At 67.7% G+C, this 20002-nt stretch carries 17 protein-coding genes; 6 read left to right on the top strand and 11 right to left on the bottom strand.

What is annotated here, in order from left to right:
- Positions 1-19: 19 nt before the first annotated feature.
- The 5 genes from ACFPO9_RS03390 to ACFPO9_RS03370 all read right to left on the bottom strand — a co-directional run bounded on the left by ACFPO9_RS03390 (position 20) and on the right by ACFPO9_RS03370 (position 5048).
- Positions 20-889, bottom strand: a complete 870-nt coding sequence (locus ACFPO9_RS03390) for a Tll0287-like domain-containing protein (RefSeq protein WP_379767059.1) — start codon at positions 887-889, stop codon at positions 20-22.
- Between the two features lie 65 nt (positions 890-954).
- Positions 955-1716, bottom strand: coding sequence for a slipin family protein (locus tag ACFPO9_RS03385; protein ID WP_379767056.1), 762 nt, complete (start codon positions 1714-1716; stop codon positions 955-957).
- A 2-nt stretch (positions 1717-1718) separates the two neighbouring features.
- Positions 1719-3047, bottom strand: coding sequence for an NfeD family protein (locus tag ACFPO9_RS03380; protein ID WP_379767053.1), 1329 nt, complete (start codon positions 3045-3047; stop codon positions 1719-1721).
- A gap of 106 nt (positions 3048-3153) precedes the next feature.
- A complete protein-coding gene (locus tag ACFPO9_RS03375; protein ID WP_379767050.1) occupies positions 3154-3948 on the bottom strand; it encodes a LytR/AlgR family response regulator transcription factor in 795 nt (264 codons plus the stop codon).
- Positions 3945-5048, bottom strand: coding sequence for a sensor histidine kinase (locus tag ACFPO9_RS03370; protein ID WP_379767047.1), 1104 nt, complete (start codon positions 5046-5048; stop codon positions 3945-3947). Before ACFPO9_RS03370 ends, ACFPO9_RS03375 begins: the two co-directional genes overlap by 4 nt.
- 163 nt (positions 5049-5211) lie before the next feature.
- Here ACFPO9_RS03370 and ACFPO9_RS03365 point away from each other — a divergent pair, with 163 nt between their 5' ends.
- Entirely contained in the window at positions 5212-6207 is a 996-nt protein-coding gene (locus tag ACFPO9_RS03365) for a ribonuclease Z (protein WP_379767044.1), read from the top strand.
- A 476-nt stretch (positions 6208-6683) separates the two neighbouring features.
- Here ACFPO9_RS03365 and ACFPO9_RS03360 read toward each other — a convergent pair whose 3' ends face one another.
- Complete coding sequence (locus ACFPO9_RS03360; protein WP_379767041.1) at positions 6684-7433, bottom strand: siderophore-interacting protein; 750 nt, start codon at positions 7431-7433, stop codon at positions 6684-6686.
- 34 nt (positions 7434-7467) lie between these two features.
- On the opposite strand from ACFPO9_RS03360, the gene ACFPO9_RS03355 reads away from it, so the two are divergent.
- Both ACFPO9_RS03355 and ACFPO9_RS03350 read left to right on the top strand, forming a co-directional pair.
- Positions 7468-7932 carry a MarR family winged helix-turn-helix transcriptional regulator gene (locus ACFPO9_RS03355; RefSeq protein ID WP_379767038.1) on the top strand — a complete coding sequence of 155 codons (465 nt, stop codon included), beginning with the start codon at positions 7468-7470 and terminating at the stop codon, positions 7930-7932.
- 81 nt (positions 7933-8013) lie between these two features.
- Positions 8014-8550, top strand: coding sequence for a M23 family metallopeptidase (locus ACFPO9_RS03350; RefSeq protein WP_379767035.1), 537 nt, complete (start codon positions 8014-8016; stop codon positions 8548-8550).
- Here the strand turns inward: ACFPO9_RS03350 and ACFPO9_RS03345 are convergent.
- From ACFPO9_RS03345 to ACFPO9_RS03330, 4 genes are read right to left on the bottom strand one after another with little or no spacing between them, the layout of a single operon-like run.
- Positions 8501-9865, bottom strand: coding sequence for an MFS transporter (locus tag ACFPO9_RS03345; RefSeq protein WP_379767032.1), 1365 nt, complete (start codon positions 9863-9865; stop codon positions 8501-8503). The genes ACFPO9_RS03350 and ACFPO9_RS03345 overlap by 50 nt on opposite strands.
- Complete coding sequence (locus tag ACFPO9_RS03340; RefSeq protein ID WP_379767029.1) at positions 9852-10874, bottom strand: glucokinase; 1023 nt, start codon at positions 10872-10874, stop codon at positions 9852-9854. Before ACFPO9_RS03340 ends, ACFPO9_RS03345 begins: the two co-directional genes overlap by 14 nt.
- 5 nt (positions 10875-10879) lie before the next feature.
- The gene (locus ACFPO9_RS03335) at positions 10880-12202 is read right to left on the bottom strand and encodes a GH1 family beta-glucosidase (protein ID WP_379767026.1); all 1323 of its coding nucleotides are present in this window, start codon (positions 12200-12202) and stop codon (positions 10880-10882) included.
- Between the two features lie 18 nt (positions 12203-12220).
- Positions 12221-14632, bottom strand: a complete 2412-nt coding sequence (locus tag ACFPO9_RS03330) for a TonB-dependent receptor (protein ID WP_379767023.1) — start codon at positions 14630-14632, stop codon at positions 12221-12223.
- Between the two features lie 175 nt (positions 14633-14807).
- Here ACFPO9_RS03330 and ACFPO9_RS03325 point away from each other — a divergent pair, with 175 nt between their 5' ends.
- The 3 genes from ACFPO9_RS03325 to ACFPO9_RS03315 all read left to right on the top strand — a co-directional run bounded on the left by ACFPO9_RS03325 (position 14808) and on the right by ACFPO9_RS03315 (position 18997).
- Positions 14808-16400, top strand: coding sequence for a tryptophan halogenase family protein (locus ACFPO9_RS03325; RefSeq protein ID WP_379767020.1), 1593 nt, complete (start codon positions 14808-14810; stop codon positions 16398-16400).
- A gap of 52 nt (positions 16401-16452) precedes the next feature.
- Positions 16453-17478: a LacI family DNA-binding transcriptional regulator gene (locus tag ACFPO9_RS03320; RefSeq protein WP_379767017.1), complete on the top strand. Its 1026-nt coding sequence runs from the start codon at positions 16453-16455 to the stop codon at positions 17476-17478.
- A 64-nt stretch (positions 17479-17542) separates the two neighbouring features.
- Positions 17543-18997: a Ppx/GppA phosphatase family protein gene (locus ACFPO9_RS03315; RefSeq protein WP_379767014.1), complete on the top strand. Its 1455-nt coding sequence runs from the start codon at positions 17543-17545 to the stop codon at positions 18995-18997.
- Here ACFPO9_RS03315 and ACFPO9_RS03310 read toward each other — a convergent pair.
- Positions 18994-19998, bottom strand: coding sequence for an alpha/beta fold hydrolase (locus ACFPO9_RS03310; RefSeq protein ID WP_379767011.1), 1005 nt, complete (start codon positions 19996-19998; stop codon positions 18994-18996). The genes ACFPO9_RS03315 and ACFPO9_RS03310 overlap by 4 nt on opposite strands.
- Positions 19999-20002 lie beyond the last annotated feature (4 nt).

The following is a 20002-nucleotide window of genomic DNA, read 5'->3' as shown; positions in this document are numbered from 1 at the left end:
GATTCAATCCAGCAGAAGTTCAATCCAGAAGGGCGAGGGCTTTTTCCATGCTGCGGCGCATGCGCGTGAAGGCGGTACTCAGCACCGCCAGCTCGTCGCTGCCGCCCTTCGGGAAGGGTTCGACCTCAAGGCGGCCTTCGCTCACCGCGTCCGCGATGCGGGCGATGCGCCGCATGGGCCGCAGCACCAGCCAGTACATCACCGCGTTCACGAACAGCAGCAGGGCGGCGAAGGACAGCGCGAAGCCGGTCATGATCATGTTCACCGTGCGGTCGGCCTTGCGCATCGCCACGTCCAGCGGCACCGAGACGATCTGGCTGCCGATCACCTCGCCCAGCTTCCAGCCGAAGCCATTGTTCGAACCGTACAGGGCCAGCATGCTGGCCGGCGCCGCGGCCGGGGTGCTGTGGCAGCTCAGGCACTGCGCGTCGTTGATGCGGATCGGGCGCGCCAGGTAGAGCGAAGGCCCGGACTCGCTGTTGCGCTGGCCGATGAATTCCCTGGTCTCGGGATGGTCGCGCAGGCGCTGCACCACGTCCGCTTCCCAGTCCACCACGCGGTCGCGCGGATTGGTCGGGTTCAGGGTCGCTTCCTTGTACGAGTAGTCGGGATTCGACTTGTGCAGGGCCGCGAAGCTCTGGGTGGCCGCGTAGGAGGGCACGGTCTGCGGCAGGAAGGTCTTCAGCAGCTGCGGCGTGAGCAGGGGCTTGATCTCGCCGGTGGTGTAGCTGCGCGCCGCCATCGCCGATTCCATCATCAGCCGCGCGCTGCCGATCACTTCTTCTTCCGCGTTCTTTTGCAGGACCTGGCGGGTGAAGAAGCCGGTGGCGACAAAGCCGACGCCGAAGACGGCGACCAGGCCCAGATTGATTTTGACGAGGAGCTTCATGCGCGACCGAGGATATTCCAGATGAATCGCGGAATGATAACAAAACTAAAAGTCTTTGTAATAAGTTATTTTTTGTCGGCCGGCGGCCGCGCCCCGCCCAGCAAGTCGATCGGCAGCGGAAACACGATGGTCGAGGATTTATCGCCGGCAATCGCGCCCAGGGTCTGCATATAGCGCAGCTGCATCGCCCCGGCCTGCTGCGACAGCACGAAGGCCGCCTGCTGCAGCTTTTCCGACGCCTGCAGCTCGCCCTCGGCGTGGATCACCTTGGCCCGCCGTTCGCGCTCCGCCTCGGCCTGGCGGGCGATGGCGCGCACCATCGATTCGTCGAGGTCGATATGCTTGATCTCGACGTTCGAGACCTTGATGCCCCAGGCGTCGGTCTGGGCGTCCAGCACCTGCTGGATGTCGAGGTTGAGGCGCTCGCGCTCGGCCAGCATCTCGTCCAGTTCATGCTTGCCCAGCACCGAGCGCAGCGTGGTCTGGGCCAGCTGGCTGGTCGCTTCCATGAAGTTGGCCACCTGGATGATCGCCTTTTCCGGGTCGACCACACGGAAGTAGATCACCGCATTCATCTTGACCGAGACGTTGTCGCGCGAGAACACGTCCTGGGTCGGCACGTCCAGCACCACGGGGCGCAGGTCGACCCGCACCATCTGCTGGAGCAGGGGCACGAGGATGATCAGGCCGGGCCCCTTCACGCCCCAGAAGCGGCCGAGCTGGAACACCACGCCGCGCTCGTATTCGCGCAGCACCTTGATGCTCGATGCGAGCAGGGGGAACAGCAGGACGATGAGGGCGCCGAAGCCGATCCCGACGTTGAACATGGCTAATCCTCCTTGGGGGTATCGATAGGGACGACGTCCAGCGTCAGGCCCTTGCGGCCGACGATCTTCACCGCCTGCGATGGACTGAGGGGCTGGCCGCTGGCGGCCTGCCAGAGTTCGCCGTCGACGCGGATCCAGCCTTCGCGATCGCCGGTCCGGGCCACGCTTTCGACCCTGGCGGTGGCGCCGATCAGCGCGGCCGCGCCGCTGACCACCGGACGCCTGCGCGCCGTGAGCGCGAGGCGCGCGGTGCCGAACAGCAGCAGGGCGCTGGCCACGCCCAGGGTGCCGATCAGGGCCGGCGGAATGCCGTAGCCCGGCACCTCTGTATCGATCAGCATCAGCGCGCCGGCCACGAAGGCGATGATGCCGCCCAGGCCGAGGATGCCGAAGCTGGGCAGGAAGGCTTCCGCCATCATCAGCATCAGGCCCAGCAGCACCAATCCAAGGCCGGCGTAGTTCACCGGCAGCAGCTGCAGGGCGTAAAGCGCCAGCAGCAGGCAGATGGCGCCGATCACGCCTGGCGCCACGAAGCCCGGGTTCATGAACTCGAACACCAGGCCGTAGAGTCCGATCATCATCAGGATCAGCGCGACGCTGGGATGTGTGATCGCCGCCAGCAGCCGCGTGCGCCAGTCGGGCGCGTATTCGTCCGGCGCCATCCCTTTCGTATGCAGCTGCCTCGCCTGGCCCAGCGCGGTGAGGGGCCGGCCGTCGAGCTGGGCCAGCAGGCTGGGGATGTCCGGTGCGACGATGTCGATCACCTTCTGCTTCAGCGCTTCCTCGGCGGTCAGGCTGACGGCTTCGCGCACGGCGCGCTCCGCCCAGTCGGCGTTCCGGCCGCGCATCTGGGCCAGGCCGCGCAGGTAGGCGGCGGCGTCGTTGACCTGCTTGCGCGCCATGGGCGAGGGGTCGGCGCCGGACTGCTTGCCGATGCCGACTTCCACCGGCGTGGCGGCGCCGACGTTGGTGCCGGACGCCATCGCCGCGATGTGGCTGGCGTAGAGGATGTAAGTGCCGGCGCTGGCGGCGCGGGCGCCGCCCGGCGCGACCCAGGTCACCACCGGCACCGGCGAGGTGAGGATGGCCTTGATCACTTCGCGCATGGCCGTGTCGAGGCCGCCCGGCGTGTCCATCTTGAGGATCACCAGCTGCTGTCCGAGTCTGGCCGAGCGGGCGATGCCGTGCACGACGTAGTCGGCATTGGCCGGGCCGATGACGCCGTCGACGCGCAGCAGGCCGACGCCCGGAGCGCCCGCGGCGCCCCGGCCGGCGGGCGGCGGGAACAGGGCCAGCAGGCACAGCGCCGCTGCGAGAGCGAGGAACCGCATCCGCCGTATCATGGTCGCCTCCGACTATGCGTCATCAGCTTTGACCGGCGGACCGGCCGGCAGTTTCCGGCCCGGCGGCAGTGGGAAGCGCCGCGCGCGCCGGTGCCTACATCTGCCTGAACAAATGCGCAAACAGCGGACTGACCTTCAGCCGGTCCGAACGCCCGCGCAGCGCCAGGCTCAGCTTGCCGGTCTCGTCGCGGCTGGCGCTGGCCACCTGCCGCATGTTGACGATGCTGCTGCGGCTGACCTGGCAGAACTGGAGCGGGTCCAGCTGGGCCATCAGCTCTTTCAGCGGCAGGCGGATCAGGGCGTCGCTGTCGGCGGTGGCGACGGTCACGTACTTGTCGAGCGCCTGGAAGTAGACCACGTCCTGCACCGGGATCATGCGCACCACGTTGCCGACCGCGGCGCGGATCGTGCTCAGGCGCTCCGGCGCGGATGCCTGCGGCAGCAGGGCCCGCATCTGCTCGACCAGTCGGGCCAGCCCGCCGCCGTCCTGCCGCGCATCGAGGCGCAGCCGCAGGCGCTCCACGGTGCGGCGCAGGCGTTCGTCGCCGACCGGCTTCAGCACGTAGTCGGCGGCGGCCTGTTCGAAGGCCTTCAGCGCGTAGTCGTCGTAGGCGGTCACGAACACCACTTCCGGGAAGGGCTGCGCTCCGTCCCAGCGCTCGGCCAGCTCCTCGGCCGCTTCCAGTCCGCTCTGGCCGGGCATCTTGATGTCGAGGAAGAGGACCTCGGGGCGCAGCGCCAGCGCCTGCTCGACCGCGGCCAGTCCGTTCGGCGCGGTGGCGGCGATCTCGAGCCCGGGCCACAGGCGCTGCAGCGACTGGGCGAGGATGGCGGCCAGGATCGGTTCGTCCTCGGCGATGAGGGCGCGGATGGGGCGGGAAGCGTTCATGCGAACTCCAGGGGAAGAGTGAGCCGGGCCAGGGTGCCTTGCGGCGGCGAGGGCTGCAGTTCGACGCCGGCGCGCTCGCCGTACAGCACCTGCAGGCGTTCGCGGGTGGTGGACAGGCCGACGCCGCCGCCCGCGCGCGCGCCGTCGCCATCCAGGCCGAGCCCGGTGTCGCAGACCACGATTTCCAGGCTGTCGCCGCGCTGCGCGGCTTCGATCCTGACCATGCCGCCGTCGATTTTCGGCTCGAGCCCGTGCACGATGGCGTTTTCGACCAGCGGCTGCAGCAGCATGGTCGGCAGGCGTGCGCCGCGCAAGGCCTCCGGCAGGCTGCACCGATACGACAGGCGCGCGCCCATGCGCACCGCCATCAGGCCGAGATAGGCCTCCAGCGCGGCGAATTCGTGGTCCAGGGTGGTGGTTTCCATGCGCGAGACGCTCAGGGTGGCGCGCAGGTATTGAATCAACTGGTCCAGCATGCGGCTGGCCTGCTGCGGGTCGATGGCGATCAGGCCCTGCAGGTTGGCGAGGGTATTGAAAAGCATGTGCGGCTCGATCTGGGCCTGCAGCAGGCGCAGCTGGGCCTGCAGGGCCTGGCGCTCGACGGCTTCGGCGTGCAGCAGGGCTTCGCCGCGCTCCAGCTTGATGCGCTCGAGCCGCTCGCGGCTGACGATCACCAGCGAGAACGCGGCGATGCACAGCATCGAGAACAGGATCATGCTGACCTGGCGCGGGTTCGGGTAGCTGGCCAGGCTGGGAGCTTCGACGCCCAGCAGCAGCGAGCCGAGCACGATGCCGCAGTAGTGCGCCACCGGCGCCGCCAGCACGATCAAGGCGACGAAGGGCGGCCATATATGCTTGCGGCGCGAGGGATCGTCCCAGAACGCCAGCCGGGCGCCGTCGACGATGAACGCGGCGATGCTGCCGATGCAGGTCGAATAGACCATCTGGCTGGCCAGGATCTGCGGATTTCCTTCGACCAGCGTGATCAGGACCCCGGTCAGCGCGCTGTAGAAGGCGGCCAGGCGCAGGTCCCGCAGGAAGCGGTGCAGGCGCTGCGGCAGGGCCGGGCGCGGCGGCAGGGTATCGATGAGGCTTGTCATTCGGGCATTGTGCCCAGCCGCGGGGCCGGCGGCAAGACGCGATGCGACGAAGCCGGGCTGGAAGGGCGCGAAACCGGCCATCGAGGGCGCGAACCGGAACCGGGGCCGGCCGCGCATGCGGGATAATGCGGCCATCGACGCTTTGCGCAGGAGACCCACCAGCATGGAATTCCAGTTCCTCGGCACCTCGTCCGGCACCCCGAGCAAGTCCCGCAACGTGACGGCGCTGGCGCTGCGCTCGCTGGGCGCCTCGCGCGCGGCGCGCCACTGGTCGCTGGTCGACTGCGGCGAGGGCACCCAGCACCGCATCCTGCGCACGCCGTGGTCGCTGAACGACCTGGCCGCCATCTTCATCACCCACATGCACGGCGACCACTGCTACGGCTTGCCTGGCCTGCTGGCCAGCGCCGGCATGATGAACCGTACGGCGCCCCTGGCCCTGGTCGGGCCGGCGCCGTTGCGGCCTTTCGTCGAAGGGGTGATGGCGACCACCGAGCTGGGCCTGCCGTTCCCGATTGCCTTCGTCGACGTGACGGCGCTCGAGGGAGTGGAGGTGTTGCCGGACCTGGTCGTGCGGGCGACCGCGCTGTCGCACCGCATGCCTTGCTGGGCCTACAGCTTCACGGAGCGGCAGGTGGAACGCAAGCTCGATACGGCCAGGCTGGATGCGGCCGGCGTGGCGCGCGGCGAAGCCTGGGGCGCGCTGCAGCATGGCCGCGAAGTCGTGCTGGCCGACGGCCGCGTGCTGCGGCCCGAGGACTGGCTGCTCCCGGGACGCAAGCCCAGAAAAGTGATCGTCGGCGGTGACAACGACACGCCCGGCCTGCTGGCCGAGGAGGCGCGCGACGCCGGGGTGCTGATCCACGAGGCGACCTACACGGAGGCGGTGCTGCGGAAAGTGGGCCCGGGGCCGCGGCACAGCTCCGCGCGCATGACGGCATCCGCCGCGGCGGCGGCCGGGGTGCCGAATCTGGTGCTGACGCATTTCAGCCCGCGTTACCAGGACGGGGAGGGTGCGCCGTCGATCCGGGAGGTCGAGGACGAGGCGCGCGAGGTGTATCGGGGGCAGCTGTTTTTGGCGCGGGATTTTGATCGTTTCGAGCTGGATCGGGAGGGGCAGCTCCACCGTCGTCCCCGCGAAGGCGGGAACCCAAGTTAGACGTGGCTTAGATTTGCGGTCTGCCGGTCAAAGGGCAAATGTTCATACCATATCGCATTGCAGCTATCGGAAGGGGCTTGATACGAATACAGGCGTCGAGGTAGTCCTGGTAGCCCCTCCTACCCATTAAGGCGTAAGCATCCATCCCGTAGTGCAAAGCGACACCGCAAAGGAGCCGAATCTGATCGCGTTCTTCTAGAAAAGAGTTGATGTTGTACAGAACCCATTCCGTGGAATGAGTCAGGAACCGTTGTCCAGCTTGATCGATAAAGTAGATCCATGGAGCACCATCATTTCCGAGCCCTAGGTCTCCACCCGTGTAGCGAAGCGGAAGTTGAGGAAATTGATTTGATCGGAATGGTTCGCCAGTGGGGGCATCATAAAGTTCCATGCTTGTGCTCCAAACGAAAATTGATCAAGAATCGCCTGCAAGCTATGACACTGAGATGCCTTCATGGTTCTAGACTTTAGAGTGGCTATGCCAGATCCTCGTGATGATTCGCCACCCCTTGCTTCCAATAGCTTGATACCCGCATATGCTGCTTGGGCACCCCCTTCTCAGTCAGCACTTGCCGCACCTGCGCCATCAAGCCCGCCTCGCCGCCGCCCCAGGCGAATCCGGTGTCGGCCGCAGGCAAGGACAAAGCCCGCAGCGCGGCCAGTAACTCCTCATTGGACGACATCCACCGCACCTCCGCCTGCGCTGCACCCGCAAACTCCCGCCGGTCCGCCGCATCCGCCAGCAGCAGCACGTAAGCCCGGCTCCCGGCCGGCAACTCTTCCAGCCTGCGCGAGATCGCCGGCAGGGCTGTGTCGTCGCCCACCAGCAGATGCCAGCCCAGCGCCAAAGGCACGATCATCGAGCCGCGCGGGCCGCCAACCAGCAGGCGGTCGCCGGCCTTGGCCGTGCGCGCCCAGTCGGACGCCGCGCCCGTGCCGTGAAGCGCAAACTCGATCACCAGTTCGCGCGCTTCCCGGCTGAAGCGCCGTGGGGTATAGTCGCGCCGCAACTGTCCTTCGCCGGCCTCGCCGAACATCAGCTTGACGTGGTCGTCGAAGCCGAGGGATGTGAAGTCGGCCAGCGCCTCGCCCTTGAAGGTGACGGCGGCGAAGCCGGGGGAGAGGCGGTCGACGGCCGCCACTTCCAGGTCGCGCAGCTTGAGTTCGTGGCGGACGCGCCGGACCAGCGGCGCGCTGCCGGCGGCGGTTTGTACTTCCTGCGTCATGATTGCTCCAAACTAGTTGATAATGTCATCCATTATGCCGAAACAAGTTGATCAAGTCAACCAAAAGCCCGTCGACGACGTGCTCGAGACCATGCATGCCATCATGCATCTCTACCGTTCGGCCCAGCATCGCAGCCTGCGCGACGGCCCCAACGACCTGGCCCACATGGAGGTCAAGGCGCTCGGTTTCTTCGCCCGCCATCCTGGCGCGACGCAGAGCGAACTGGTGGCGCATTCGGGCCGCGACAAGGCCCAGGTGGCGCGCCAGATCCGCGCCCTGCGCGAGCGCGGCCTGCTCGAAGCCCGGGCCGACGAGGCCGACCGCCGCAGCGCGCACCTCTACCTGTCGGAACAGGGACGGGCCGTGCACGCCGCCCTGCACGGCAATGACGGCAGGCTGAAGGAAGCGGCCCTGCAGGGCTTCACGGCACAGGAGCAGGGCGCGCTGCTGGACTTGCTGGCGCGGGTACGCGCCAACCTGCAGGGCATGCCCGGCTGAGCATCGATTCTGCGGTTCGAATGGCCGATGGTGGCAACGGGCCTGCGTTGATTACGGCTCGGCCGCCCCCATCTGCGGCGCATGCGAACCTTGCTGCGTAGCCTGGCGCTTGCCATCGTCCTGATCGCCCTCGAAAGCCTGCTGCGGCCGTGGCTGGAAAACCTCGTCTATGCGATCCGGTTGGGCGCGATGCCGGCCCCGATGACGCTGCCGGTGCCGGTGGCCGGCGTCAAGTCCGCGCGCCTGGCCGACACCTGGGGCGGGGCGCGCAGCGGGGGCCGCAAGCATGAAGGCATCGACATCTTCGCCACACGCGGCACGCCGGTGCTGGCGGCCACCGAAGGCATCGTGATGCGCGTCGGTAGCAACCGGCTGGGCGGCCAGGTGGTGTGGGTGCTGGGCCCGGGCGGCCAGCGCCACTATTACGCCCATCTCGACAGCTACGGCGACGTGCACGCCGGCATGCGCATCGATGCCGGCAGGATCGTCGGCTATGTCGGCAACACCGGCAACGCCGCGACCACGCCGCCGCACCTGCATTACGGCATCTACGTAGCGGGCGGCGCCATCAATCCCTACCCGTTCCTGCGGCCAACGCAGCCGGCGGCGGTGCGCTAGGCTCGGCCGCGCCGCCATCCCCGTGGTGGAAGGGCGCGAACCAGCAGGCCAGGAAGGAGGGGATGGTCGCCACCATCACGAACACGAAGTAGGGCACATAGCCCATCATCTCCTGCAAGTGGCCGCTCAGCACGCCCGTCACCATGCCGCACAGGCCCATCAGCCCGGTGCCGAAGGCGTAGTGGGTGGTGGCGTAGGGGCCGGGCGCCAGCTCCTGCATCAGGTAGATCATGAAGCCCACCGAGCCGAAGCCGAAGAAGAACTTCTCGATCACGACGCCCGCCGTGATGGCCAGCAGGCTGGAAGGCAGGACCATGCTCATGACCAGGAAGGTCAGGTTCGGGATGTTCACCGCGCAGCACAGCAGGAACAGGGTGCGCTGCAGCCCCCGGCGCGCGACGAACCAGCCGCCCAGCAGGGAGCCCACCAGCACCGCCGCCAGTCCATAGGTGCCGTAGACGATGCCCAGCTGTTCGTTCGACAGCCCGAGCCCGCCGCGCGCCGCCGCATCGACCATGAAGAAGGGCCCGATCTTTTCGAGGAAGCCGATGCTGAGCCGGAACAGGAAGGCGAAGGCCACCATCTTCCACACGCCCGGCTTCTGGAAGAAAGTCACGAAGGCGTCGCGCAGGATGCGCCCCGCCCCTTTCATGTCGGCCGGCGTGTGCGCGGCGCGCGCACCCTCGGGCATGAAGCGCGTGTGCCACAGCGCCATCGCCAGCGTGATGCCGGCGACGATGAAGAAGATTACGCGCCAGGCGTCCATCCAGGCCGGGCCAAACACGCGCGGGTCGTGGTGGAACACGTCCGCGTGCAGCCGTCCGCTCAGGTAGACCAGGAAGCCGGAAGCGACGATGGGGCCGATATTCCACGACAGGCTCTGCACCCCGCAGTACAGCGATTGCGCGCGGCTGTCGAGCGAGGTCACGTAGACGCCGTCGCTGGCAATGTCCTGGGTGGCGCCGATGAAGGACATCAGCCAGAACAGCGGCAGCATGACGGTCATGTAGTCGGGCAGGCCCATCGCCAGGCCGGCGCCCGCGAAACCCAGGCCGATCAGCAGCTGCGCGCAGAGCACGAAAAACTTCTTCGTCCTGTACATCTCGACGATGGGCGCGAACAGCGGCTTGATCGTGTAGGCCAGGATCAGCATGCTCGAATAGGCGGCGGCGCGGCCGTTGTCCATGCCCAGATTCTTGAACATGATGGCGGTGACGCTGCACAGCATGGTGTAGCCGAGGGCCATCGTGAAATAGCCGGTCGGGACCCACAGCAGGGGCGAGCGGCGTGCGCCCGCCGGTTCAGGCATAGGCATGATGGCCTCCTTCGATGCGTGCGGGACGCGCCCCGAGCTGCCTCGCCAGCATGGTGGCCGCGCCCGACAAGGCAGGCGTGGGCGCATGGATCACGAAGCAGGGGATCTGCGCCGTGAAGCTGGAGAAGCGGCCCTTGTGCTCGAAGCGGGCGCGGAAGGGCGAGTCCGCGAACCAGGCGCCCAGGCGCGGCACCACGCCGCCGCCAATGTAGATGCCGCCGCGCGCGCTCAGGGTGACCGCCAGGTTGGCGGCCATGGTGCCCAGCATGCCGCAGAAGACTTCCAGGGTCTCGCGGCACAGCGGGTCGCCGGCCAGGCCGCGCTCGACGATCAGCGCTGGACTCAACACCGCTTTTGTCACGCCGTGCCGGCAGCCCAGCGCTTCGTGGATCAGGCTCAGGCCCGGTCCGGAGATCAGGCGCTCGGCCGAGAGGTGCGGATAGCGCTGCCAGCAGAAGGACAGGATGCGCTGCTCGCGCTCGTCGGCGGGCGAAAAAGCGACATGGCCGCCTTCGCTCTGCAGCACCGTCCAGCCGACCGGATCGTGGCAGGCCGGCACCAGGCCGGCCACGCCCAGGCCCGTGCCGGCGCCGAGCACGCCGATCACGGCATCGGGACGCGCCATGCCGCCGCCCACCTGCACCAGGTCGGCGGCGGAAAGGTCGGGCACCGACATCGCCAGCGCCGCGAAATCGTTCACCACCAGCAGCGTGTCCAGGCCCAGGTCTTCGCGCGTCTCCTCGGTCGAGAACTGCCAATGGTGGTTCGTCATCCGGATGAAGTCGCCCTCGACCGGATTCGCGATCGCCACCACCGCGTGCCTGACGCGCACGCGGCGATGCCGGCGCAGGTAGGCGCGCACCGCATCGATGAAGCGCGGGTGGCCGTCGCAGGCCAGGGTGGCGCCGTCCGTGATGTGGCCGGGCGCCCGCTCCAGCGCGAAGCGGGCGTTGGTGCCGCCGATGTCGGAAAGCAGGCGCGGGCCGTCGGGGTAGTCGTCGCGTTCCATGGTGTTCAGGCGGCTTGCCGCGAACGGCGCTGGCCGGCGAGGAAGTCGCGGTACCACAGCGCGCTGGCCTTCGGGATGCGCGCCTGGGTCGCGTAATCCACGTAGACGATGCCGAAGCGCTTGGTGTAGCCCGAGTTCCACTCGAAGTTGTCGAGGAGGCTCCAGAGGAAGTAGCCGCGCACGTCCACGCCCTGGTCCATCGCCGCCTTCAGCGCTTCGAGGTGGGTGCGGACGTACTCCAGGCGCACCGTGTCATTCACCTCGCCGGCTTCGACGTGGTCGCTCGATGCCATGCCGTTCTCGGTGATGTAGATCGGGGGCAGCGCGTACTCGGCCTTCAGCTGCAGCAGCAGCTCGGTCAGGCCTTGGGGATAGATCTCCCAGCCCATGTCGGTGAAGCCCTGGCCGCCTTCGGGTTTGCGCGGCGGGTCTTCCGCGCTCATGACCTCGCGGCGGTAGTAGTTCACGCCCAGGAAATCGAGCGGCTGGGCGATGATGTCGAAGTCGCCCGCGTGGACCAGCGGCGCGTCGGCGCCGTGGTGGGCGAGCGCCAGTTCCGGATAGCGGCGCTTGAAGATCGGGTCCATGAACCACTGGACCGAGCGCGCCCATTCCAGCTTCGCCAGCGCGCGGTCGGCTTCGCTGTCGGTGGCCGGGTCGGCGGTCCACTGGTTCAGCACGATGCCCAGCTGCGCTTTCGTGCCGGCCGCGCGCATCGCCTGCATCGCCAGTCCGTGCGAGAGCAGCAGGTGGTGCGAGACCTGGACCGCCTGCTTTTTATCGGCCACGCCCGGCGCGAACTGGGCGTTGCCGTAGCCGAGGTTGGCCGTACACCAGGGTTCGTTGTGGGTGGCGATGGTCGCCAGGCGGTCGCCGAAGCGGCGCGCCACCTCCTGCGCATAGTCGGCGAAGCGGTGGGCGGTGTCGCGCGACAGCCAGCCGCCGCCGTCCTGCAGGCCCTGCGGCAGGTCCCAATGGTAGAGCGTCAGGTGCGGCGCGATGCCCTTGTCCTGCAGCGCATCCATCAGGCGCTTGTAGAAATCGAAGCCGGCTTCGTTCCATGCACCTTTGCCCTCCGGCTGTACCCGCGTCCAGGCCATCGAGAAGCGGTAGGCGTCCACGCCCAGCGCCGCCATCAGCGCCACGTCCTCCCTGTAGGTGTGGTAATGGTCGCAGGCGACGTCGCCGTTGCTGCGGTCGTCGATGTTGGCAGGATTCTGGCAGAAGGTATCCCAGATCGAGGCGCCTTTGCCGTCGGCGCGCGCGGCGCCTTCGATCTGGAACGCGCTGGTGGCGACGCCCCAGGTGAAGTTGGCAGGGAAGTGCATGGATTGAATCATGGTCGTTTAAAAGTCGATGCCGGTGTTGAAGCCGATGGTGCGCGGCGGCTGGTACTGGGCCAGCCAGATCGCATGCGGGCCCGGGTTGAAGGCGCTGGTCTTGATCTTTTCGTCGCTGACGTTACGCACGAACAGGTCGAGCCACCACTTGTCGCGGGTGTAGCGCAGGCCGACGTCGGCGCGGCCGTAGGCCTTCTGGCGGTCTTCGGCGCCCAGGTCGAACACCGACAGCGTGGACTCGGTCTCGTAGTGGGCCGAGATGCGCGGCGCCAGGGTCGTGCCTTCGCCGAGGCGGAACACGTGCTGGTACTGCAGCTGGGCCATGAATTTCGGTGTATGCGGCATGCTGTGGCCGGTCACGTCCAGGCAGGTGGTGGCGCCGTTGGTGGCCGGGCAGGGCGGCAGCGTGTAGTCGTTCGAGCCGCCGGTCAGCTTGCCCAGCTTGGCGTGCGGGGTGAAGGTCAGGGCCAGCATCAGGCGGTCGCTCGGTGTGATCCTGGCGGTGATCTCCGATTCCAGGCCGTAGATCTTGGCGCCGTCCGCATTCTCGGTGGCCAGGCCGCGGGTGCCGTCCGCATTCGTGATCGGGGAGCTGAACTGGAAGCCGCGGAACTTCTCGTAGAAAATCGCGTTATTCACCAGCAGCTTGCCGCCCATGAAGCTGCTCTTGCTGCCCACCTCGTAGTTGGTCAGGGTCTCATCGAAGTAGGGCCGTCCGCCGTCCTGCAGGCCGCCTGACTTGTAGCCGGTGGACAGGCTGGCATAGACCATGTTGCTGCGGTCGATGTCGTAGCCCAGGCGCAGCAGGCCGGTCCACTTGTGGCCAATGAATTCGCCGGTATTCGACGGCACGTTCGGGTTGTAGCCCTGGCCCGGCCTGGTCGGGTCGATGTTCGGGTTCACCGGCACCTGCGGCACGCTCGCATCGTAGTTCCAGGTATAGCCGTTGCCGCCTTCGTTGGTGCGCTTGTCGTGGGTATAGCGCGCGCCGCCGGTCAGGTGCAGGTTGTTCGCGAGGTTCCAGGTCGCCTGGCCGAAGGCGGCCGAGGACTTGACGGTTTCCTTCGGCTGGATGAAGGAGCCCTGCCAGCCGACGGTGCCCTGCTGGGTGCCGTTCATGATCGGGATGTCGAAGCGGATGCCGTTGTCCTCGGCGCCGTAGTACACGCCCAGCTGCCAGTCGATCTCGCGATTGCCCAGCGACTGCAGCTCGACTTCGTGGCTGTAGTTGGTGTAGTGCGAATAGACGGTATTGTTTTCCTGGTGGTTGCCGCCGGTCGAGAAGCTGGTCGGCAGGTCGGCGCCGGCGTCCTGGTCGAAGGTCGAGGAGCCGTCGAACTTGGACCAGCCGGCAATATAAGTCAGCTGCATGTCCGGGTTCAGCTGGTACTCCAGGCGCGAGCGCACCGAATCCGAATCGCGCTTCAGGGTGGGCGCGGTGTCGATCAGGGCCGACCAGAAGTCCTGGCCGGGGCGCGGGCTCTGCATCAGGTTCATCGAGGGCGTGCCGCGGTCCGTGAAGCGCTCGTAGGCGATGTTCCAGCGCAGCTGGCTGCTCGGCTGCCACAGGTAGGACAGGCGCACCGCGGTCTGGTCCTGGGCGCTGTATTTGGGGCCGGTGCGCACGAACAGATTCGGGTTGATCGGCTGGAAGGCCGCGTCGGCGCCGCCGGAAGCCTTCCAGGCCGCGCGCTGGTCGGCCAGCGAGGGCACATTGAAAGCCTGGTAGTCGACATAGCCGTCGTGCTGCTCATGCACGGCGGCGATGCGCAGCGCGGCGGTCTCGCCCAGCGGGATGTTGAAGGCGCCGCGCGCGCCGTAACGGCGGTAGTCGCCCAGGCCGGCTTCCACGCTGCCGCTCTTGCTGCCGAGGACGGGCTTGGCGGTCTGCATATTGACCGCGCCGACGGTGGAGTTGCGGCCCCACAGCGTGCCCTGGGGGCCGCGCAGGACTTCGATGGCGTCGAGGTCGAACAGCAGGGCGGTGGCGCCCTCCGGACGCGGCGAGTAGATGCCGTCCACGAAGGTGGCGACTTCCGGATCGGCGTATTCCGTCTTGGCGCTGTCGTTGCCGATGCCGCGCAGGGTCATGGTGGTCACGCCGTGGTCGCCCTGGCCGGTGGCCTGGAAGCCCGGCACCAGGTTGACCACGTCGAGCAGGGTCTGGACGTGGTTGTCTTCCAGGGTCTGGGCGTTCAGGGCGGTGATCGCGATCGGGGTCTTTTGCAGCGAGGTCGAACGCTTGGTGGCGGTCACGATCACTTCGGCGATCTTGCCGCTGTCATTGGCCTGGGCGGCCGGCGCGGACGGCTCGGCGCTCTGGGCGTGGGCGGCGGCGTTGAAGCCGGCGCAGAGGGTGAGGATGGCAAGCTGGATGGGCGTGACGGTGCGCCGTCCGGCGCGGGCGGTGTTCTTCATGACTGTCTCCTGAATAGTTATGTCTTGCGTGTTGTTTGCTGCGATCAGGCTTCGAATGCGATTTGCATCTGCAATCGATTTCATTGTTCGTGAAATCGATTTCATAGTACATTCATGAATTATTGGATGTCAAACTGTTTATCAACAAAAAAGCAACATCATCAAGGAGACCGCAATGCGCCCAGCTTCCCCCACCACCGAAGTCCTGATCGTCGGCGGCGGCGCCGCCGGCTGGCTCACCGCCTGCTTCCTGGCGAAGACCCTGGCGGCGCGCGAGGCCCAGGGCGTGCGCGTGACGCTGGTGGAGTCGCCCGAGATCGGCATCGTCGGCGTGGGCGAGGGCAGCTTCCCCTCGATCCGCGGCACCCTGTCCGCGATCGGCATCGACGAAGCGCGCTTCATCAAGGAATGCAACGCGACCTTCAAGCAGGGCGTGCACTTCCGCCACTGGGTGCGCGCGCCCGGCCAGCCCGGTACGGACCACTACTTCCATCCCTTCAGCCAGCCCAGCCAGCGTCCCGGCGGCTTCGAGCTCCTGCCTTACTGGCTGAACGGCGATGCCGGCGCAGACGCAGGCTTCGCCGAGGCGGTGACGATGCAGAAGCGCGTGGCCGACGCCGCGCACGCGCCCAAGCGCCCGCACGACGGCGACTTCCTGGGGCCGATGAACTACGCCTACCACTTCGACGCCGGGCGTTTTGCCGCGCTGCTGGCGTCGCACGCGAAGTCGCTGGGCGTGCGCCACCTGCAGGGCAATGTCGAGCGGGTCGAACTCGATGAAGAGGGCGCCATCGCCGCCGTGCACGCGCGCGAGCACGGCGCCTTGTCGGCCGGCCTGTATGTCGACTGCACCGGCTTTCGTGCGCTCCTGATCGGCGAGGCGCTCGGCTCGCCCTTCAAAAGCGCCGGCGATGTCCTGTTCGTCGATCGCGCGCTGGCCCTGCAGGTGCCGTACGAAACGCCGGACACGCCCATCCCCTCATACACGATCTCGACCGCCCACGAAGCCGGCTGGACCTGGGACATCGGCCTGCAGGACCGGCGCGGCATCGGCTACGTGTATTCGAGCCGGCATACCTATGATGCCCGCGCCGAGCAGGTGCTGCGCGACTACATCGGCCCGCGGTCGGAAGGCTTGCATCCGCGCCGGCTCGAATTGAAGGTCGGCTACCGCGAAACGCAGTGGATCAGGAACTGCGTGGCGGTCGGCCTGTCCGGCGGCTTCCTGGAGCCGCTCGAATCCTCGGGCATCGGCCTGATCGAGACCGCCGCCTACCTGGTCGGCTTCCTGTTCCCGCACGATGGCGCGCTGGAGTCCACCGCGCGCCTCTTCAATGAACTGATGCGCGAGCGCTATGCGCGCGTCGTCGACTTCATCAAGCTGCACTACTGCCTGACCCAGCGGACCGACGCGCGCTTCTGGCTGGACAATGCCGACCCGGCGACGATCCCGCAGACCCTGCGCGACAAGCTGGCAATGTGGAAGAGCCGCCCGCCGCACCGCCTCGATTTCGTCACCGACCTCGAGATGTATCCGCCCTCGAGCTGGCAGTATGTGCTGTACGGTATGGAGTTCGGCACCCGCCTGCATCCCGGCGCGGTCGACCCGGCCAGGATTGCCGAGGCGCGCCGCGAATTCGGCATGATCGCGCAGATGTCGGGCAGGGCGCTGGCCGACCTGCCGCAGCACCGGGCGATGGTCGAGCAGATGGTGCGCAAGGCGGCCGGCGGGCGCACCGTCCAGCGGCAGGCGCCGGCATCGGTTTGAAGGTGTTTCTGAAACCGGTTTCATAGGCCTTGTTCGGTGCTATACTGTGCCGATGAGAAAAGCATCCAGCCCAGGCACGGCCAGCGGCGCCACCGTCCACGAAGTCGCCCGCGTCGCCGGCGTGTCGGCGGCGACCGTCTCGCGCTTCCTGAACGGCACCGCCAAGGTCTCCGACGAGAAGCGCAAGGCGATCGAAAGCGTGATCGACAAGCTGAACTACAAGCCCAACGTGCTGGCGCAAAATCTCAAGACCGGCAGTTCGCGCACCATCGGCGTGCTGACCCAGTCGCTGGTGTCGGGCTATTTTGCCGACGCCATGGCCGGCATCGACGACGTCCTGCAGGGCACCGGCTACGCGCCGCTGATCGTGTCCGGCCACTGGCATGCCGACGAGGAGGCCGAACGCGTCGAGCTGCTGATCGCGCGCCGCGTCGACGGCCTGGTCATCCTGAGCGGCAAACTGAAGGACGCGCAGATCCTGAAGCTGGCCCAGCGCGTGCCCATCGTCGCCTTCGGCCGCAAGCTGGACGGCCCGCAGGCCTACGGCTTCAGCCTCGACAACTACTGGGGCGCCTGCGAGGCGGTCGAGCACCTGATCCTGCAGGGCCACCGCCAGATCGCCTTCATCGCCGGCCCGCCGGACCACCAGGATGCGCAGGCGCGCCTGGCCGGCTACCGCGACACCCTCAAGAAGCACAAGATCAAGGAAAGCGCCCAACTGCTGGTGGACGGGGATTTCTCGGAATCCGGCGGCCTGCTGGCGGTCGAGCGCCTGCTGGAGTCCGGCCGGCGCTTTTCCGCCATCTTCGCCGCGAACGACTTGACGGCGTATGGCGCGCGACTGGCCCTGTACCGGCGCGGCATCCGCGTGCCCGACGATATCTCGGTGGTCGGCTTCGACGATCTGCACAGCTCCATGTACACGACGCCGCCGCTGACCACGGTGCGCCAGCCGCTGTTCGACGTCGGCCGCTGCCTGGGTAAGGCGATCGTCAGGATGATCGGCCAGGAGCCGCTGGACCTCGAGGTGCCCCAGCTCAGCCTGATGGTGCGGGAGTCGGTGCGTCGCATTCCCTGAGACGCGCGTTGCGGCAATCCGCGTGGCGGCTATACTGCACACAACGCCATTTCGGACAGATTTCATGTACGCAGCAGTCGACCTGGGCTCCAACAGCTTCCGCCTCCACATCGGCGAACCCATCGCGGGCCAGATGCACATCGTGCGCACCGCGCGCGACCCGATCCGCCTGGCCGCCGGCCTGGCCCCGGATGGGGCGCTGACGCCCGAGGCGATGGAAATGGCGGTGCGCAGCATGCGCGATTTCGGCGCCATCCTGCGCCAGCACCGGCTGGACGCGGTGCGCGTGGTCGCCACCAACACCATGCGCGTGGCCACCAATGCCGAGCAGCTGCTGCCGCGCCTGGAGGCGGCGATCGGCCATCCGGTCGAAATCATCTCCGGCGAGGAAGAGGGGCGCCTGATCTACATGGGCGTGTCGGCCGCGCTGGCGCGTCCCGGCGAGCAGCGCCTGGTGATCGACGTCGGCGGCGGCTCGACCGAGGTGATCGCCGGCCGCGGCGACGGGATCGAGCTGGTCGAGTCCTTCAGCATCGGCACCCATCCGCAGAGCGCCGCCTGGTTCCCCGGCGGCCACATCGGCGCCGTCTCCTTCGACGCCGCCGTCAACGCCGCGCGCGCGCTGTTCGAGGACGCCGCCAGCCGCTACCGCGCGCATGGCTGGCAGGCAGCCTACGGCTCCTCCGGCACGATCCGCGCGATCAACGAAGTCATCACCCGCAACCGCCTCGGCGACGGCACGATGTCGGTCGACAGCATGCTGGCCCTGCGCGACCGGCTGATCGCGGCCGGCCATGTCGACGCCTTCGACCTGCCGGGCATCAAGCGCGAGCGGGTGATCGTGATGGCGGGCGGCCTGAGCGTGCTGCTGGCCGCCATGCAGGAGTTCGGGGTGCGGGCGATGAGCGCGATCAACGCCGGCCTGCGCCTGGGCGTGCTGTCCGACCTCGAACTGCGCGCGTGCCGCAGCGACCGCCGCGACAGTGCGATCCAGGATTGCATGCGGCGCTTCGGCGTCGACGGCGAGCGTGCGCGGCGCACCGCCGCCATCGCGCGCCGGCTCTACGAGCGCCTCGCGGCCACCGACGACAACCTGCGCCGCCACCTGCAATGGAGCTGCATGCTGCACGAAGTGGGGCAGGCGGTCTCGCATACCGGCGCCCACAAGCACGCCGCCTACATCCTCGAACACGCCGACCTGCCGGGCTTCACCAACCGCGAGCAGCGCCTGATGAGCACCATGGTGCTGGCCCAGAAGGGCAATCTGCGCAAGGTGAGGGAGGCCCTGGGCGAGCCGGACCTGGCGCGGGCGGTGCTGGCGATCCGCCTGGCCGCCGTGTTCATGCACGCGCGCGTGGACGGCGACCTCGATGGCCTGCGCCTGCGCATGAAGAACCGCATCGAGATCGACACCCCGCGCGGCTGGCTGAAGCAGCATCCGACGGTGGCCGCCTGGTTCGACAAGGAAGCCGCGGCCTGGGGCGAGGTCGGCGTCGGCTTCCAGGTGACGCAGGTTTAAGGCTTCAGTACTTCCAGCACGGCCTCGATAACAGCTTCCGGCTTGTCGGCATGAACGATATGGCCGGCGCCCGCGACCACGCGCTGCTTGCCGCGGGTCGACAGGGCGGCAATCTCTTTCTGGATGGCGAAGTTCTCGTCTTCGAAGGCCTTGTTCAGCGCGCTCTGCGGCTTGCCCGGGACCGCGTAGGGGCTGACGCCGCGGGTCAGCACCAGCACCGGCAAATCGCCGAAAGGCCGCCGCCGCTTGCGCAGCTGCTCGCCGGTGGCGTCCATGGCCTTCCCTTCGTCGACGACGGCGCGCCAGTAAGCCGGCTTGGCCGTCGCCGACTGCACCGCCGCGCCCAGGACGGGTCCGTAATCGTCGGCCGGCTTGCCGATGCAGTTCGCCTGCTCTTCGCTGCCCGGCTTGAAGCCTTTATCGGCGGCGGCCAGGCAGTAGGCGTTCTGCTGCTCGCCCATCGCAAGCACCTTCTTGAGATTGCCCTGGCTGGCCTTGTCCAGGCGGCTGACATCATCTTCGTGCGCCGGCTCGGCCAGCACCAGTCCCTTGACCTCGGCGGGATAGCGATAGGCGTAGACCTGCACGTTGGCGCCGCCCAGCGAATTGCCGACCAGGACATAGGGCGGCTTGATGCCCGCGGCGGCCAGCAGCTTGTGCAAATCCTCGGCCACGTTTTCCGCCGTGTTCGGGCGCTTTGCGGGATCGCTGAATCCGAAACCGGCGCGGTCGAATACGCAGGCGCGCGTGTGCCGTGCCACCGCGGGCTGGACCTTGAACCAGTTCCAGCCGGCCTGGCCGGACGGCGAATCGAAGACGACCGTGGTGGCGCCCCGGCCGCTGCAATACAGGTTCATCTTGCGGCCGCCGATATCGACCAGCTGGTGCGGCTTCGCGAACGCGCCGGCGCTTGCCCACTGCGCCGCGCTTGCGGCGTACGAAGCAGAGGACCATCCGCCGATCAAGGCCAGCACCGCGAGTCCGGTCAAGCGTTTATTCATCGAT

Source organism: Massilia aerilata, assembly GCF_042656905.1.
Lineage (GTDB): Bacteria > Pseudomonadota > Gammaproteobacteria > Burkholderiales > Burkholderiaceae_D > Telluria > Telluria aerilata.
Note: the sequence above shows the minus strand (reverse complement) of the source record. Positions and strands in the feature narration are given on the sequence as shown.

Coding starts and splice junctions, on each gene's coding strand:
- ACFPO9_RS03330 (WP_379767023.1), bottom strand. CDS start 14,632: ATGAAGAACACCGCCCGCGCCGGACGGCGCACCGTCACGCCCATCCAG.
- ACFPO9_RS03325 (WP_379767020.1), top strand. CDS start 14,808: ATGCGCCCAGCTTCCCCCACCACCGAAGTCCTGATCGTCGGCGGCGGC.
- ACFPO9_RS03355 (WP_379767038.1), top strand. CDS start 7,468: ATGCCGAAACAAGTTGATCAAGTCAACCAAAAGCCCGTCGACGACGTG.
- ACFPO9_RS03320 (WP_379767017.1), top strand. CDS start 16,453: ATGAGAAAAGCATCCAGCCCAGGCACGGCCAGCGGCGCCACCGTCCAC.
- ACFPO9_RS03350 (WP_379767035.1), top strand. CDS start 8,014: ATGCGAACCTTGCTGCGTAGCCTGGCGCTTGCCATCGTCCTGATCGCC.
- ACFPO9_RS03345 (WP_379767032.1), bottom strand. CDS start 9,865: ATGCCTATGCCTGAACCGGCGGGCGCACGCCGCTCGCCCCTGCTGTGG.
- ACFPO9_RS03310 (WP_379767011.1), bottom strand. CDS start 19,998: ATGAATAAACGCTTGACCGGACTCGCGGTGCTGGCCTTGATCGGCGGA.
- ACFPO9_RS03315 (WP_379767014.1), top strand. CDS start 17,543: ATGTACGCAGCAGTCGACCTGGGCTCCAACAGCTTCCGCCTCCACATC.
- ACFPO9_RS03375 (WP_379767050.1), bottom strand. CDS start 3,948: ATGAACGCTTCCCGCCCCATCCGCGCCCTCATCGCCGAGGACGAACCG.
- ACFPO9_RS03385 (WP_379767056.1), bottom strand. CDS start 1,716: ATGTTCAACGTCGGGATCGGCTTCGGCGCCCTCATCGTCCTGCTGTTC.
- ACFPO9_RS03335 (WP_379767026.1), bottom strand. CDS start 12,202: ATGCACTTCCCTGCCAACTTCACCTGGGGCGTCGCCACCAGCGCGTTC.
- ACFPO9_RS03370 (WP_379767047.1), bottom strand. CDS start 5,048: ATGACAAGCCTCATCGATACCCTGCCGCCGCGCCCGGCCCTGCCGCAG.
- ACFPO9_RS03340 (WP_379767029.1), bottom strand. CDS start 10,874: ATGGAACGCGACGACTACCCCGACGGCCCGCGCCTGCTTTCCGACATC.
- ACFPO9_RS03365 (WP_379767044.1), top strand. CDS start 5,212: ATGGAATTCCAGTTCCTCGGCACCTCGTCCGGCACCCCGAGCAAGTCC.
- ACFPO9_RS03390 (WP_379767059.1), bottom strand. CDS start 889: ATGAAGCTCCTCGTCAAAATCAATCTGGGCCTGGTCGCCGTCTTCGGC.
- ACFPO9_RS03380 (WP_379767053.1), bottom strand. CDS start 3,047: ATGCGGTTCCTCGCTCTCGCAGCGGCGCTGTGCCTGCTGGCCCTGTTC.
- ACFPO9_RS03360 (WP_379767041.1), bottom strand. CDS start 7,433: ATGACGCAGGAAGTACAAACCGCCGCCGGCAGCGCGCCGCTGGTCCGG.